15 protein-coding genes are annotated in these 14,165 nt (G+C 35.7%); 5 read left to right on the forward strand and 10 right to left on the reverse strand.

Annotated features, from left to right (window positions below; genetic code table 11):
* Positions 1–178: 178 nt before the first annotated feature.
* Complete coding sequence (locus MHH88_RS11370; RefSeq protein ID WP_069512499.1) at positions 179–433, forward strand: hypothetical protein; 255 nt, start codon at positions 179–181, stop codon at positions 431–433.
* Between the two features lie 608 nt (positions 434–1,041).
* Here the strand turns inward: MHH88_RS11370 and MHH88_RS11375 are convergent.
* The 3 genes from MHH88_RS11375 to MHH88_RS11385 form a co-directional block, all read right to left on the reverse strand.
* Entirely contained in the window at positions 1,042–1,755 is a 714-nt protein-coding gene (locus tag MHH88_RS11375; RefSeq protein WP_339258107.1) for a UDP-N-acetylmuramyl pentapeptide phosphotransferase, read from the reverse strand.
* Positions 1,756–2,383: 628 nt separating this feature from the next.
* Complete coding sequence (deoD, locus tag MHH88_RS11380) at positions 2,384–3,091, reverse strand: purine-nucleoside phosphorylase (protein WP_024364125.1); 708 nt, start codon at positions 3,089–3,091, stop codon at positions 2,384–2,386.
* 118 nt (positions 3,092–3,209) lie between these two features.
* Entirely contained in the window at positions 3,210–3,431 is a 222-nt protein-coding gene (locus tag MHH88_RS11385) for a YozE family protein (protein WP_069512773.1), read from the reverse strand.
* A gap of 273 nt (positions 3,432–3,704) precedes the next feature.
* Here MHH88_RS11385 and MHH88_RS11390 point away from each other — a divergent pair, with 273 nt between their 5' ends.
* Positions 3,705–5,546 carry a methyl-accepting chemotaxis protein gene (locus MHH88_RS11390; RefSeq protein WP_339258111.1) on the forward strand — a complete coding sequence of 614 codons (1,842 nt, stop codon included), beginning with the start codon at positions 3,705–3,707 and terminating at the stop codon, positions 5,544–5,546.
* 340 nt (positions 5,547–5,886) lie between these two features.
* On the opposite strand, the gene msrB is transcribed toward MHH88_RS11390, so the two are convergent.
* From msrB to MHH88_RS11415, 5 genes are all read right to left on the reverse strand, one after another.
* Positions 5,887–6,315: a peptide-methionine (R)-S-oxide reductase MsrB gene (gene msrB / locus MHH88_RS11395; protein ID WP_339258113.1), complete on the reverse strand. Its 429-nt coding sequence runs from the start codon at positions 6,313–6,315 to the stop codon at positions 5,887–5,889.
* Positions 6,312–6,842: a peptide-methionine (S)-S-oxide reductase MsrA gene (gene msrA, locus MHH88_RS11400; protein WP_339258115.1), complete on the reverse strand. Its 531-nt coding sequence runs from the start codon at positions 6,840–6,842 to the stop codon at positions 6,312–6,314. Before msrA ends, msrB begins: the two co-directional genes overlap by 4 nt.
* A 13-nt stretch (positions 6,843–6,855) precedes the next feature.
* Positions 6,856–7,437 (reverse strand): YpmS family protein, encoded by a 582-nt coding sequence (locus MHH88_RS11405; protein ID WP_024364120.1) that lies wholly within the window; start codon positions 7,435–7,437, stop codon positions 6,856–6,858.
* Positions 7,438–7,441: 4 nt separating this feature from the next.
* A complete protein-coding gene (locus MHH88_RS11410) occupies positions 7,442–8,371 on the reverse strand; it encodes a GDSL-type esterase/lipase family protein (protein ID WP_339258118.1) in 930 nt (309 codons plus the stop codon).
* A 187-nt stretch (positions 8,372–8,558) separates the two neighbouring features.
* Complete coding sequence (locus MHH88_RS11415) at positions 8,559–9,401, reverse strand: DegV family protein (protein ID WP_103976505.1); 843 nt, start codon at positions 9,399–9,401, stop codon at positions 8,559–8,561.
* Between the two features lie 266 nt (positions 9,402–9,667).
* On the opposite strand from MHH88_RS11415, the gene MHH88_RS11420 reads away from it, so the two are divergent.
* Positions 9,668–10,303 (forward strand): hemolysin III family protein, encoded by a 636-nt coding sequence (locus MHH88_RS11420; protein ID WP_339258119.1) that lies wholly within the window; start codon positions 9,668–9,670, stop codon positions 10,301–10,303.
* Between the two features lie 298 nt (positions 10,304–10,601).
* Positions 10,602–10,832, forward strand: a complete 231-nt coding sequence (locus tag MHH88_RS11425) for a helix-turn-helix domain-containing protein (RefSeq protein WP_339258121.1) — start codon at positions 10,602–10,604, stop codon at positions 10,830–10,832.
* A gap of 506 nt (positions 10,833–11,338) precedes the next feature.
* Here the strand turns inward: MHH88_RS11425 and MHH88_RS11430 are convergent.
* Positions 11,339–12,082: a YwqG family protein gene (locus MHH88_RS11430; RefSeq protein ID WP_339258123.1), complete on the reverse strand. Its 744-nt coding sequence runs from the start codon at positions 12,080–12,082 to the stop codon at positions 11,339–11,341.
* 500 nt (positions 12,083–12,582) lie between these two features.
* Positions 12,583–13,062 (reverse strand): dihydrofolate reductase, encoded by a 480-nt coding sequence (locus MHH88_RS11435; RefSeq protein WP_339258124.1) that lies wholly within the window; start codon positions 13,060–13,062, stop codon positions 12,583–12,585.
* A 173-nt stretch (positions 13,063–13,235) separates the two neighbouring features.
* On the opposite strand from MHH88_RS11435, the gene MHH88_RS11440 reads away from it, so the two are divergent.
* Complete coding sequence (locus MHH88_RS11440; RefSeq protein ID WP_339258126.1) at positions 13,236–14,153, forward strand: alpha/beta hydrolase; 918 nt, start codon at positions 13,236–13,238, stop codon at positions 14,151–14,153.
* Positions 14,154–14,165 lie beyond the last annotated feature (12 nt).

The raw sequence follows: 14,165 nt of genomic DNA on the forward strand, positions 1-14,165 counted from the left end.
GTTGCGGCTTTTTTAATGTATAAATAACCTTAATTTGAACAAATTATTATTGAGTGTATCGCACGCACTTATTAGGTTGTGGCGTTGGTTGACCGTCACGACCTCCCTTTTTTACATAAAAGTTTCTAGGGATAAGTAAACCTCTTCTGAACAGACTAATTTGAGGAGGTGAAAATACTTGTCAAAAAATCGAAACAAGAACCAAACAATTGACCAAATTAGACAAAAAATCCAGCAAGCTGAAGCTAACAAAAATCAAGCTTCTGGTCGTTTTTTAAATCAAAATTTTATGAATTCAACAAACAACGTAGAATTCGGAACTGAGACAGATGTGAAACAAGTACGACAACAAATCCAAAATGCGGAAGCAGACTACATCCAAGGAGCTTCTGGCCCTAAAGCAAATTATGGTTTTGGAAATAACTTAAATTAATTGTTTATCCGGCAGATTTTTCCTGTCGGTTTTTGATTTTAATTCCCCCCCAATTTTCGCGGACTATTCAATAGTCACCTTTGCCCTTGAATTATCCGAATACACATACGAACAAATAACTCAGTTACTTGGCTATCGTCATGCCATATAACCTTTCTAAGACCGTCTTTCTCCCTTTAATGATCACTTCTTTTTCCATTATTCCGAGTATACCTATGAGGAAAAGCACAGTTTACCTATATGTCTACAATCAATATCCATGTAAACAATTTTGTCTGATTTCAACTCGAAATTTTCAATATATTGTAAGGGCGAAGTTTCAGATTTAAAAGTGAAACAAACATCACCATACGTACCTATTGATGTTGACTTGAATCATCGGTAGGTAAAACAAGCCATATAAATTTCGTTCCTTAGAACACCTGAAAGTACATTCCCTAAAAAGCTGTATAAACAATCAAAGGAAAATCCAAGAAATGTTGATTTAACAGCATTTCTCGAATTCGGTCTCTCTCTAAACATTTTAGGAACGTTTTTTAGAATTATTTTGTATACTTTATAACTACTTGTTTTACTAAAGCCCCGTTACTTGAATAGAAATTTAATTTCTAAATAAAGCGATACTTACTTGAAAATTGCGTGATAACCAAAATACTCGTTAACCCAGCAATGAAATACCATATTGTATTAAAAGGAACTATATACATTAATACACCAAATAAAATAGCTGTTAAAAAGCTAACTGAAATTGATTGTACATTCGTAATTTTATCTTGAATTAAATAATATAAAGTGAATGGTAATGCTAAAGTAAATAACGGAATATAAATTGTTACAATAGATGTTTCAATGAGGGATATTGAAAGCACGGCTATTATGAAACCTATTGACGTAGTAAGTGTTCTTCCCACAAATACTTTCCCAGTAAAATAGCCGTATAGCAGAATAAACATAAGCGTTAAACTGGAACAAATCCCCGTTATTAAAACAAATGGATGACCTATGAATAAAGCTGCTATTGAGAAAAAAACTAAAGAAACGAATGGCAGCAGCAATATTGAAGGATTTTGAACTTTTTCTATATTCATTACATTCGTAAAACTTATAAGAAGTAATAAAGTAAATGGAACCGTCAAATATCCCAATGCAAAGTGATTACCTAGACTAATATGACTAACCTCGAGGTTTCCAATCATTATGATTACAAGTGACGCACTGATTTGACCAAGCAACCCCAATGTGCTTGATAATTTAAAAGCTTGAGTAAGCTTATTCGTAATTACAATTAAAACGACACCAATAAATAAAGCTGAATATAACAAATTTCCCCCTCCTAAAATAATTCTTTTGAAATAATCAGATTTAAACACTTTAATTATAAATTATACATTATATGAAAAAATTAGAAAACTATAGTAATGCACTTAGTGTTGTAAAGCTGTATGTATCACAATAAGAACTTATTTTTTAATTCTAAAAGTATAGGTACTATATTTAGTAAGATAGAAACAATTGTCAAAAACCAAAATACCCTTTCAAAATTAGGTACTTCCCATAAAGCTGGCCAGTTTTCTGCTTTTACCCACTCCGTTACAAGACTGTAGTTTTGTACGCCTTTTCTGTGAGCATTTTGACATTACCATCATATCTCGAATATTCAATCGGTTATTTCTTTAACATTAGGTTAAGTTTGAGATAGTATCCTCAAAATGTATCCCCATTCATGAATTAGTTCCAACTATACTTTAACCTAATCGTTTTTCAGTAATTTATCCATGAACAATTTAGACATGTAAATATTAAACTGTTAATATATAGCCACTTAACTATGAAGATGAAGAAAAAGAAAAGCAACCGACTTCTTCGATTCCATTTTATAAAATGGTCGGTTTTAGGTCGGTTGCTCTTATTCTGATAGTTTTAGACTTGTTATAACCCTTGCTATATCAACTATTCTTGAATAGCAGCCTCTAATGCAACAACAATCATGTCGTTGAATGTAGTTTGGCGCTCTTCTGATGTTGTGACTTCACCAGTAATAATGTGGTCACTTACTGTTAAGATAGAAAGTGCTTGGCGGCCAAATTTCGCTGCTAATGTGTAAAGTGCTGCTGATTCCATTTCTACAGCTAGTACACCGTATTTAGCTAGTTTTTCATTTTGGTGCTCGTCTGAGTAAAATAGGTCTGCTGTGAAAATATTACCTACTTGAAGGCTTAAACCTGCATCTTTACCTGCATTGTAAGCTTTTAATAATAAGTCAAAATTAGCGATTGGTGCAAAGTCAATATTGTTGCCCCAAATGATTTGATTCATACGTGAATCCGTTGTTGCTCCTTGTGCTAAAATAACATCACGAACTTTAACATCTTTTTGAATTGCACCACAAGTACCTACACGAATTAATTTTTGTACATCATATTCTTGCATTAATTCTGTTACATAAATAGAAATAGAAGGCACGCCCATACCAGTTCCTTGTACAGAAATACGTTTGCCTTTATACGTACCCGTATAACCAAACATATTGCGGACTTCGTTATAGCATGTAACATCTTCTAAAAACGTTTCGGCAATGTATTTTGCACGAAGTGGATCTCCCGGAAGTAAAATAGTGTCAGCGATTTCGCCTTTTTTTGCATTAATATGAATACTCATACAGCAATCCCTCTTTTCTGTCAGTTATCACTATAAATAATACTTGGTTTCACGTATTTACGCAATGCTAGACGTCTAGCAACTATAAAAGTACGAATAATGAAAGTATTGCGAATCATTATTGTCCTTGTTCCCTGTATAAATCCCATAACTCATCAAATACTTCAGTTGTTAAATTTTCTGTTGCAAACGTTTCGATATATGTAGATAACTCATCAAAATCCATGCTTTGTTTAGGAAAGTTATGTTCATGAAATACTTCTTCAGCAAATCGAACTTTTGCATCTGACCAATCTCCCCCTCTGAATGTTAATACATATAAATAAAAGCTCTTTTTCATTGTTGAAAAATGCCTCCCCTTTTCATTTTTACTTTCCGCTAGTTTATCAAAAAAAATACATTTCGTCATAAAATGTATCATTTTTTTCTTTAAGTATTTTTTCCTAGTGCAGAAAAACTGCATAGCCTTTTTCACCTTAAAGACTTTTGTCATGCAAAAATATTACGCTTTTTTATCTGAAAAATGAAAATTTTGTGAAATTAGGATAGAATTTTTTAGTATTATACGATAGAATTGTAGTCAATCAATGCAAAAATTAGGAAGGTGATGGCGATGAAAAACAAGAATCAAGCTAGTAAACCTAAGAGAAACCGCCCTTCTCTCTTAGATTCTAATTTTTTCAGAAAAAAGAAAGCTATGGATTCTAAAGCTAGTAGGCACAATCTCCCTCCTACTATAGAAAAACGACAACGTTTTTATCATTTGATTCGAGGAAAAGTACTTATCATTTTTACTTTGCTTATTTTTATTAATGCAGCAATGGGTATATTGTCTTACATCAATATTACGAATCTTCAACAACAAATGGAGGATTTTACTGAGAAGAATGTACAAGAGCAGCTTACAGTAAATCAGCTTGCCTATGAAATTGCTAGATTAACCAACCTCGAACAAGCTTACCTAATTACCGGCAATGGTAGTTATTCCACTTCTTATAAAATGAAGATTGATTCTATTAATAAAAAAATAGCGGCTTTACAAGAAAAATTTGCAGACCGCGAAGTGGAACTTGGACATATACAAGCAATCAGCCAGTATTATAAAAACTATCTCCAATACTCAAAAAAGGTGATGACAATGCGAGATGAACTTGGTCTTGAACAAGCAAGGAAGCTCATGATTGAGGGCACTGGCGAATCAATGAAATTGCATATTGATAATAATATTGATGCCATTAATTTAGTAATGGACGAATCGAACAAAACAAAACTGAATAAATTGAATAAACAGGTAACTTTATCCAACACCTATTTCTTTATTTTTTCGATTATCAGTCTTATTGCCATTATCATTTTTGGCTATATGTTATTTAAATCATTAAAAAATAATACACGTGCGATTAACCATTCCATCTTAGATATTGCGCAAGCGGGTGGTGATTTAACAAGGCGCGTGCATGTGCGTAATCACGATGAATTTTCTACAATTGCTAACTCGACGAATACGCTTATTTTGTCTATTTCAAACCTTATTAAACGCGTCAGTGAACTTGCTGATCATGTATCAAATAGTAGCCGAGAGCTCATGACGCTAGCTGATGAAAATGCACGTACAATTCAAAATATTGCAGATGCAAGTGCAGATATCGCAAGTGATAGTGAGAATACCATCAATAGCATGAATAGTGCTCAACAAAAAATGAGTAATTTAGACCATTCTATGCATCAGTTGAATGAGCAAGCCAATGCCGTACAACGCGCTTCTCTCGCCATGCAACAAGCAGCAGATGAAGGAAGTCGTTCAGTACTTCAATCTACATTAGTCATGCAGTCAATTGAAGAAACGATAGCTTCTACCTCCACAACCGTTGAGGCACTTGGCCGCAAATCTGCAGATATAACCTCCATTATCGGTACGATTACAGCAATCTCTGAGCAAACAAATTTACTTGCATTAAATGCGGCAATTGAAGCAGCACGCGCTGGAGAGCATGGTCGTGGCTTTGCTGTCGTAGCAGATGAAGTACGCAAGCTCGCTGAGCAATCACAAACTGCGGCTAAAGAAGTAACAGCCATTGTAAATTCTATTCAAGATGAAGTGGCATCAATTATTACACAAAATCACGAAGGTGTCACAACGGTTATTCGAGGCGTTGAGGTGACAAATGAAACAAACCAATCATTGTCCAACATTTTAACGCAAACAAAAGAAACAACTGCCATTATTGCCACAATGGTTGATAAAATAGCCCATACGCTTGATTATAGTAACGCTGTAGCAAGTGATTTTGTGCATATTAACGCTTATGCTGAACAAACAGCATCCAATACAGTGATGTCTGCTGCTGCAGCTACCCAAGGTTCTGCATCCATGCAAGAAATTAACGCAGCGGCAACAGAGCTGGCACATCAAGCTGATAGTTTACGTAGTGTTGTAGGTGCGTTCAAAATTTAAAAATGAGACTAGGACACAAGAGAAAAAGTGTTAGATTGACTGCAATCAATCTAACACTTTTTTGCTAAGTCATTGGTGTCCACCACAGGCGGCACTTTTCGCTCAGCACAGTCAGGCCACAATCTTCCCTAATGGGCATGCCCGCGTCTGACGTCTTTATGCGTTCTATGCAGGAGGCGCCTCCCTTCGCTAACCATGAATTTTTTTTTTGCAAAAGCAAGAATAGCGAAAATTTACGAATACCTTCCTCTATTTTTAATTATTTAGTTATATCCCATCCTCTCTTTTTTTCCAATAATAAAAACGCCTGTACGAATTAAGCGTACTAGGCGTTTGATTATTACTTAAATAAAGTGCTATATTCAGCGTAGCCTTCTTGTTCTAAATCAGCTTTTGGAATAAAACGAAGTGATGCAGAATTGATACAGTAGCGCAAACCACCCAACTCTTGTGGACCGTCTGGGAAAACATGTCCTAGATGAGAATCAGCTTCTTTACTTCTTACCTCTACACGACGCATTCCATGGGAAGTATCAAAATGCTCCGTCACATGCTCTTGTGCAATTGGTTTTGCGAATGCTGGCCATCCACAGCCAGAATTGAATTTATCGTGGGAGCTAAAGAGTGGCTTTCCTGAAACAATATCGACATAAATTCCTTCTTCAAAATGTTGATCATATTCATTACGAAACGGTGGCTCAGTCCCATTTTCTTGCGTTACATAGTATTGCATATCTGTTAGTTCTTTTAAACGTTGCTCTTTATTCATTTTTTATGCCCCCAATGTTGTTCCTGAAATGCTTTGCGACCAGAACCGACTGCATAACGTTCGTAGTGCATTGGATTTTTTTTATAATAATATTGATGGTAGTCCTCCGCAGCATAAAATGTGCTTGCAGGTAAAATTTTTACAGCAATTGGCTTATCAAACTTTCCAGAAGCTTCTAAATCAGCCTTTGAACGTTCAGCTAATTCACGCTGCTCTTCATCATGGTAAAAAATCGCCGTTGTGTAGGATTGTCCACGATCAAAAAATTGCCCACTAGCATCCGTTGGGTCAATTAATGTCCAAAATGTAGCTAATAATTGCTCGTATGAATAGATGTCATCATCAAATGTAATTTGAACCGCTTCTACATGACCTGTTGTTTCCGAACAGACTTGTTCATAGCTTGGATTTTCAACATGTCCACCAGTGTAACCAGAAACTACAGCTTTAATGCCAGGTGTTTCATCGAATGGCTTGACCATACACCAAAAACAGCCGCCTGCAAATGTCGCATATTGTATTGCCATTTATTTTCACTCCTTATTTTCCTGGGACGATAATTTCCAATAAAATCTTATCGTTCGGTAAGTCTAATTCCTTCGCACGAACCCTAGAACCTGACGCAATATTTACTCGCGATAAATCAATATAAATTTCAGCTTTATTTGGATTGACTGTAATCCATGAAGGGAAATCCACCGAATCTCGCATAATTTTCATGGTCGTCTCCGGCGGAATGTTTAAAAGCCCTACATTCATCCCTGTTTGCTTTAAAATAATATTGCCTTTTTCATCAACGATCGGGTCAAAATTCATTGAAATCGGAATTTCTGTATAAAAAACAGTTAATTTACTTCGTAATTCAATATCATCTCCAATGGTAAAATCCAATGGCAATGGTGAGCCTTTAGCTGTGTCCTTTAAATATTTTTTGGTAATTGACTCTAACTCTTTCGTAGTTGTTTGGACTACAAGAACATTACCTGTTACGTTTTCTTCACTGTCTGCACTCTTCGCTAATTCAAATCCTTCAACTGGCTTCGTTGCTAAATAAACGACGAGGAGAATTGAAAAAATAACCATACCTGCTAACGCAAAAAATGCGAATTTCCATTTATTCATTTTTTCACTCCCCGAAGCCTATTTCCTTATTAATTTTTTGTTCCATTTTACATTGCTCCATTGCTGCTAAAATTCGCTCCGTCATTTTATCATACCCCTTTGCATTGGGGTGAAAAAAATCCGTGTGATAGACCAGTTCTTCATTTGAATCAAACAAGTCTTCTACAGAAACATAACAAGCGTTTGAATCCTTACTTGCTATTTTTTTGATAACGCTATTCCATTCTGTAATAATCGTATCAAATTCGTTGGCCTCATTTGTGACAATTGAAAAGGGATTATAAAACCCAATAAGTAATAACGGTACAGTTGGATTTTTTGCACGTATATTGTCAATTATTTTACTGTAACGATTCTCATAGGTTAATAATTCCTTATCAAAGGCATCTCTTTTCAAGTTAAACAGGTCTTTTTTGACTACTTTCATTACATCATTGCCACCCATTGTTAATGAAATAAGCTGTGCTTGTTGTAACTCTTCATCATAATGCCCTTTTTTTAATAATTTTAATAGCTGATCGCTACGTCTACCTCTTTTTCCCCGATTTTCAACCTTAACTTCTGATATCGAAGTCCAAGCTAACATTGAATCTGCTAATCTTCCAACATAACCGTCTTGACCATACTCATCCCCGACACCGTCTGTTAATGAATCTCCAAGTGCCAAGTAATGTAGTTGTTTTGCGTTGTCATCATCAATTTGCCGTAAATCCTCTGGTGTAGGCTCAAAAAAATGTTCAAAAATTTGCGTCAATACATTACTAGAGTGCTTTGCCTCTTCCTCTGCTTTTTGCTCATCCTGTCTCATATCTTGCTCCGTCCCTGACTGTTCATTTTCATCGTCAGCCTGCGGACTCGGTTCATCTATTGATATTGCACAACCACTTAGTATTAAGACGGTCAAACATGACAAAATAATTCGCCAGATGCCCATTTGACCACCTTCCATCATTTGCTGTTAGTTCTATTATAGATAGTTGTCACTACAAAGAAAAGTGACGATGCTCCAATTTATCAAGAAAAATCTAAGCATATTCATCTCAATACTTGTTAACCATTTTCCAAGCTGACTAAGAACAGTAAAAAGCTACTACAATTACTTATGTAGCAGCTCTTATCGATTATTCGGCAAAATAAATAAAACCAATTGCACCTGGACCGGTATGTGTAGAAATAATTGGAGAGGTAAAAGCAATTTCTACCTCATCAAAGCCAGTTCCTTCTACTAACTCTTTTAATGGACCGCCCATTGTTGTTAAGCCATCAGCATGTGAAATTCCTACAGCTTTTACTGTTTTACCAGCAGTATCCGCTTGGAATTGCTTGAATAAGTAATTGACAACCTGTTTGTGACTACGAACTTTTGACACAGGATTATATGCGCCACCTTCTAAGTTCGCAATTACTTTTATGTTGAGTAAAGAACCGATAAAGCCTGTTCCTTTACCAATTCGACCGCCCTTAATTAAATTTTCAAGTGTATCAACAATCACATATAAATGAGTATGTTCACGTACTTTGTCTAAACGTGCGACGATTTCTTGCACAGTCGCACCTGCATCGCGCATTTTAATGGCCTCTCGTAATTGTATCGCAAGCCCAATTGCAATAAAGCGAGAATCAATGACAGTTACATCTGCATCTGTCATTTGTGCCGCCTGTCGAGCTGATTCGACTGTTCCACTCATGCCACCTGTCATATGAATGGAAAGTATTTGATCCCCATCTTTTCCAAGCTCGTCGTACAATTCTTTAAATTTCCCTGGTGCAGGTTGAGAACTTTTCGGCAAATCTTTCGCATTTTTCATTAAACCTAAAAAAGTTTGTGGCTCTAAATCCACTCCATCTATATACGTTTTCCCATCAATTTGAATGGTTAACGGCACAATATGTATACCGTGTTGCATTACTTCTTCTTTTGTTAAATCACAAGTTGAGTCCGTTACAATATGAATTCGTCCCACTTCGACACATCCTTTTACTTCATTGAAATTATTATATAGACTAATGTTTCCATATGTAAACATGACATTTGTCATCTGACTTGTCTATTCCAAGTCTGTTTCATGTACACTACCTTGGATACTATAGCCTTTTTTCATTAAATTTGTCTAACATTTTCCTCTATAAATCGACATGACATTTTAAATAAGTAAATATATGACAAACATACATAGAAACAGTCAAATGAATGGGCTATTGTAAACATATAACGACGGGAGGGTGTACGATGATGAATTCATTTGACTATAAAACACGGAAGGAAGAATTGTGGAATGCCATCACCCACGGCGTAGGGTTGCTCGCAAGTATTCCAGCGCTTGTGCTGTTACTATTAACGGCTGTCCACAACGGGCAAGCACTTTATATTACGACTTTTAGTATTTTCGGTGCATCTGTCATTATCTTGTTTATGATGTCTACCTTACTCCATAGTCTGCCTGAAAAATATAAATATTTTTTTGCTATCCTTGACCATTCCGCCATTTATATTTTAATTGCTGGGACCTACACACCATTTTTATTAATTGCACTTGGGGGTACATTTGGAATAACACTATTATGTATCATATGGACGCTTGCCTTACTTGGTGTGCTATTTAAATGCTTTTTTATTCATCGTTTTGCCATCCTATCTCTTGTTTTTTACATTGGTATGGGCTGGCTTATTATGTTTGCCATAAAGCCAATCTATCTGTTCTTAGGGAGTCATGGCTTTGCTTATTTATTAGCTGGTGGTTTGTTCTATACAATTGGTGCTATCTTTTACGCATGGCGCTCACTGCCTTATAATCATGCAATTTGGCATCTGTTTGTGTTAGCGGGATGTGGTTCAATGTATGCTTGCGTGTATCTGTATTTATAAATTAATGCATCCACATCGAATATAAAAGACAACGCACGGTGTTACTCTGTAAAATTAAAGTTAAGTGAATGTATTATTAAACAGTAATATCAAGAGGTTGTCTTTAATGTCACACATTATATTAAATAATTAGTACATCACTCATAATATAGTGGTGTACTTTTTTGTTTGTTAGACCTCTAAAGACCTCGTTTATCATCACCTCTACCCTTTATAAGCAAATATTTACAGTAATTAAATGTTGTAGTAAAACAGAACGAATATTCCCGAAACGTACATTCTGTTTGGAGGCAATAGCTTGAAAGAATATAAAGTAAAAGAAGTGGCTGACTTATTAGATAAGCACGAAGAAACTATTAAACGTTGGATACGGTCTAGCAAATTCCCTAACGCATATAGAAATAGCGATAAAGAAGGTTGGAGAGTTATTGAATCTGATTTATTGAAACTTAATAAAATGATTCCAGTTAGTGAGTTTGAACAGAAAGGTACTATAAAACCTGAAGTCAACACGCTCGTACTGAACTGAAGGAAATTGAGTTGATTGAACGGTATAGAAAAGAGGAAGACTATGACCCCGACATTCAAAAATAAACGGCCTTTGCTAACCGAAAATCATAAAAGACTTAGTGACTGGGCGATACGAATAGGCAAAGAAACAATTGAAATACAATACGGTCAAATGAAGAGTTGTATGAATATTACAAGCAACATAGTAAAACCTTTAAACAGAGAGAAAATAACAAAGGAATTAAAACAAACAACTTGAATCAGACGTTAGTTTCCAAATGCTTAAACCCAATCGTAATCTTGACAATCTTCATAGGAAGTATATGAAACTATCAAAGCAAGAACTTGCACAAAGACTAATTCTTGCTGAACAGTATATTTCAGAAAACGAAAATAAATGGGTTAAAGCTCATTTTGAATCATTTAAGGAGTAAAAAGAGACAGCCATTGCTGTCTCTTCTTCAACTAAAACACCCCGTTACACTAAGTGATATGTTTCATAAATTCCTTTTTCCCAATTGCTCTTTAGCCTGCATCTGACTTTAGCCTACTAAAGTCCAAGTTTTTCAGTCGTTCTATTTCAATAAATATCATTAATTTATCGCCGTCATGCCAACACCACTCAAGACTCTCATCCGAATCAACGGTTAAAAGTGAGATCCATTCTGCTCCAGGCGTTGGATCATATGCTAGTGTAGAATGCGAGGGGTAGCCTAGAAGATAGTCCGAACTTTTATGTAGAGAATCCCGGATTTCGGTGTATATGTCGCTCTGTGCATCATCGAAAGGCCAGTCCTTCAACTGGTATTCGTCATAAGGAATATCAATAGTCGGGAGAAACTCAAGCACTGTTGTCTTGCCAATATCTGAATGGGGTGGCATCATCGTCTCAAGATTCGTTGTTTCGGGAATATAGATACCATGAATATATCCGTCCTCAAACGCCTCTAGATAACCATCATCTTCATTATCACAATCATCTGCTACAAAGAGACTTAGGAGTCCTTTCGATGGCAGACCTCTTTCAGTTGAAGCGATTTCTGCGAAATTGATCTGGCCAAGGAAGCGATAAGGCTTCTTCTCATACGTTGGCCATTCGCTACCAACTGGTAAATCAGGTGCTCCTCCAAAACGACTACAGCCCAATTGTGGTTCGGCATCTGTATGTCTAAGTATATCAATTGCTGGCCTCAATACTTGAGATAAATACTCTTTATGATTTGCAATATTTGACTGTTCAATCATCTCTAGAAATTTTTTCTTAAACATTATATCCTCCCTGCGTATGTTTTTCTTTAAATGCGGTTTGAATTTCCCACATATTTAATTGTACTTCATCGTATTTGCGAAACCAACAATAATACCATTAATGGAAAAATATAGACAAATTGTTATGTGAGAGTTAACAACACTATTAGTTGAATAGCAACAATCTTTTAGAAAACAACCTATATTATTACATAGATGTTTAAGAATTAGGCTTTAATGTCAATTAATAATTGATATAAGCTCCTTTTAAATTACTGCAACATTAGATTGATTTAATGTTGTAGTAAATAGGGGCATCTGTGTTAAAAAAGAGGATAGATAGAGCGAATTTATTTAAGCTCTTCTATCCCTTTAATTTCTATATATAATGTGTGATATTAAATTAGAATTCACTATTAATAATAGTTTCAGCTTATAACTTGAATTCTAATAAAAAAGCTCACACCGTGCGTTTTATGCAAGTAGGAAAACTTTTGTTTGCTGCTAAATCCTACTAACTGTCATTGTCTACGTTCAAAAATTTGATATTGAAATGTGTAACCTTCAGGTGCTGTTTCTGGTTCTTGTGACGCAACTAAAACAAAGTCTTCTTCATATGCTGGAAAAAAAGTATCCCCTTTAAAAGAATGATTAATTTTTGTAATGTATATGCGATCCGTTAGCTCCATAGATAGTCTAAAAATTTGTTCACCGCCAATAATCATGATTTCAGGCACGTCCCCTGCTAATGCAAGAGCTTCCTCAATACTTGTCGCCGTCTCTATTCCATCCGCACGATAATTTGCATCACGTGTAACGACAATATTACGTCGCCCTGGTAGAGGTCGACCAATCGATTCAAATGTTTTACGACCCATAATCATAGGCTTGCCCATCGTTTTTTGCTTAAAATATTGTAAATCCCCCGGTAAATGCCACGGCATACCGTTTTCATAGCCAATAACATGGTTATGATCATGTGCTACTATTAATGAAATCATACTTACCCTCCAAGTTATATCCTTCATTCTATTATAAACATATTTTTACTTTACTATCGGAATAATTCTGCTCATTATTAAAATAATTTTCTTAATTGATACTAAAACCTAGTAAAATTATAAGAATAGTTTATAATGAAGATTAATACTTAAACGATTAAAGGATGATGATCATGACACGTTTAACAAAAGAGGCTATTCGCTATATTCAAGAAACAGCTAGAACACCCCATTATTATGAAATGACACCACAGGAAGCCAGATACGCACGTACAGTTCCAACATGGCAATCCGGCCATTCACCACAACTTGCTTCTATAGAAAATAAAAAAATAAGTGTGCGTGATGGCCAAGAAATTAATATTCGTATTTACATTCCGGAACAGGCAGAAAAATTACCCGTAATTATTTATTATCACGGTGGTGGCTGGGTATTCGGCAATTTAGAATCCGCTGATGCTGGTTGTCGGCTACTTGCAGACAAAGCCCATGCCATTGTCGTATCCATTGATTATCGCTTAGCACCAGAATACCCATTCCCAATACCTTTACACGATGCCTACGATGGCTTACTGTGGGTTTTTGATAACATTGCAACTTTTGGTGGTGATAATAGTCAATTATCAGTAGCTGGGGATAGTGCTGGGGGCAACTTAGCAACCGTTGTCAGCTATTTAGCTGCGACATTTAATGGCCCCAAAATTACTGCGCAAGCATTGATTTATCCTGTTGTAAACCTTGATTTTTCGACGGCTTCTTATAATGCTTTTGGCGAACACTTTGGTTTGGATAAACAAGGGATGCAATGGTTTGCAGCGCAATATACGGAGACAAACCATTTTATGAATCCACTTGTCTCCCCTTTGCATATTGAAGACTTTAGCGTTCTTCCCAAAACAATGATTATTGCAGCTGAAGCAGATGTACTCTACGATGAAGGACTTGCTTACGCTCATAAATTAGCTGAAGCGGGCGTTTATGTCGAACATATTCACATGGCTGGTTTGATTCATAGTTATTTCAGTAAAATGGCATTTTTTGAAGCAGCCACAATTGAAACAGTCGAAAAAATTGCGATATTCGTGAAATAAGTTTGTGTAATG

This window comes from Lysinibacillus sp. FSL K6-3209 (genome assembly GCF_037976175.1).
In the GTDB taxonomy this organism is placed as follows: Bacteria; Bacillota; Bacilli; order Bacillales_A; family Planococcaceae; genus Lysinibacillus; species Lysinibacillus sphaericus_D.

Bases quoted from the DNA above. Each gene is read 5' to 3' on its own strand.
- MHH88_RS11430 (WP_339258123.1), bottom strand. From the start codon at position 12,082: ATGTTTAAGAAAAAATTTCTAGAGATGATTGAACAGTCAAATATTGCA.
- MHH88_RS11385 (WP_069512773.1), bottom strand. From the start codon at position 3,431: ATGAAAAAGAGCTTTTATTTATATGTATTAACATTCAGAGGGGGAGAT.
- deoD (WP_024364125.1), bottom strand. From the start codon at position 3,091: ATGAGTATTCATATTAATGCAAAAAAAGGCGAAATCGCTGACACTATT.
- MHH88_RS11440 (WP_339258126.1), top strand. From the start codon at position 13,236: ATGACACGTTTAACAAAAGAGGCTATTCGCTATATTCAAGAAACAGCT.
- MHH88_RS11435 (WP_339258124.1), bottom strand. From the start codon at position 13,062: ATGATTTCATTAATAGTAGCACATGATCATAACCATGTTATTGGCTAT.
- MHH88_RS11390 (WP_339258111.1), top strand. From the start codon at position 3,705: ATGAAAAACAAGAATCAAGCTAGTAAACCTAAGAGAAACCGCCCTTCT.
- msrA (WP_339258115.1), bottom strand. From the start codon at position 6,842: ATGGCAATACAATATGCGACATTTGCAGGCGGCTGTTTTTGGTGTATG.
- MHH88_RS11405 (WP_024364120.1), bottom strand. From the start codon at position 7,437: ATGAATAAATGGAAATTCGCATTTTTTGCGTTAGCAGGTATGGTTATT.
- MHH88_RS11420 (WP_339258119.1), top strand. From the start codon at position 9,668: ATGATGAATTCATTTGACTATAAAACACGGAAGGAAGAATTGTGGAAT.
- msrB (WP_339258113.1), bottom strand. From the start codon at position 6,315: ATGAATAAAGAGCAACGTTTAAAAGAACTAACAGATATGCAATACTAT.
- MHH88_RS11410 (WP_339258118.1), bottom strand. From the start codon at position 8,371: ATGGGCATCTGGCGAATTATTTTGTCATGTTTGACCGTCTTAATACTA.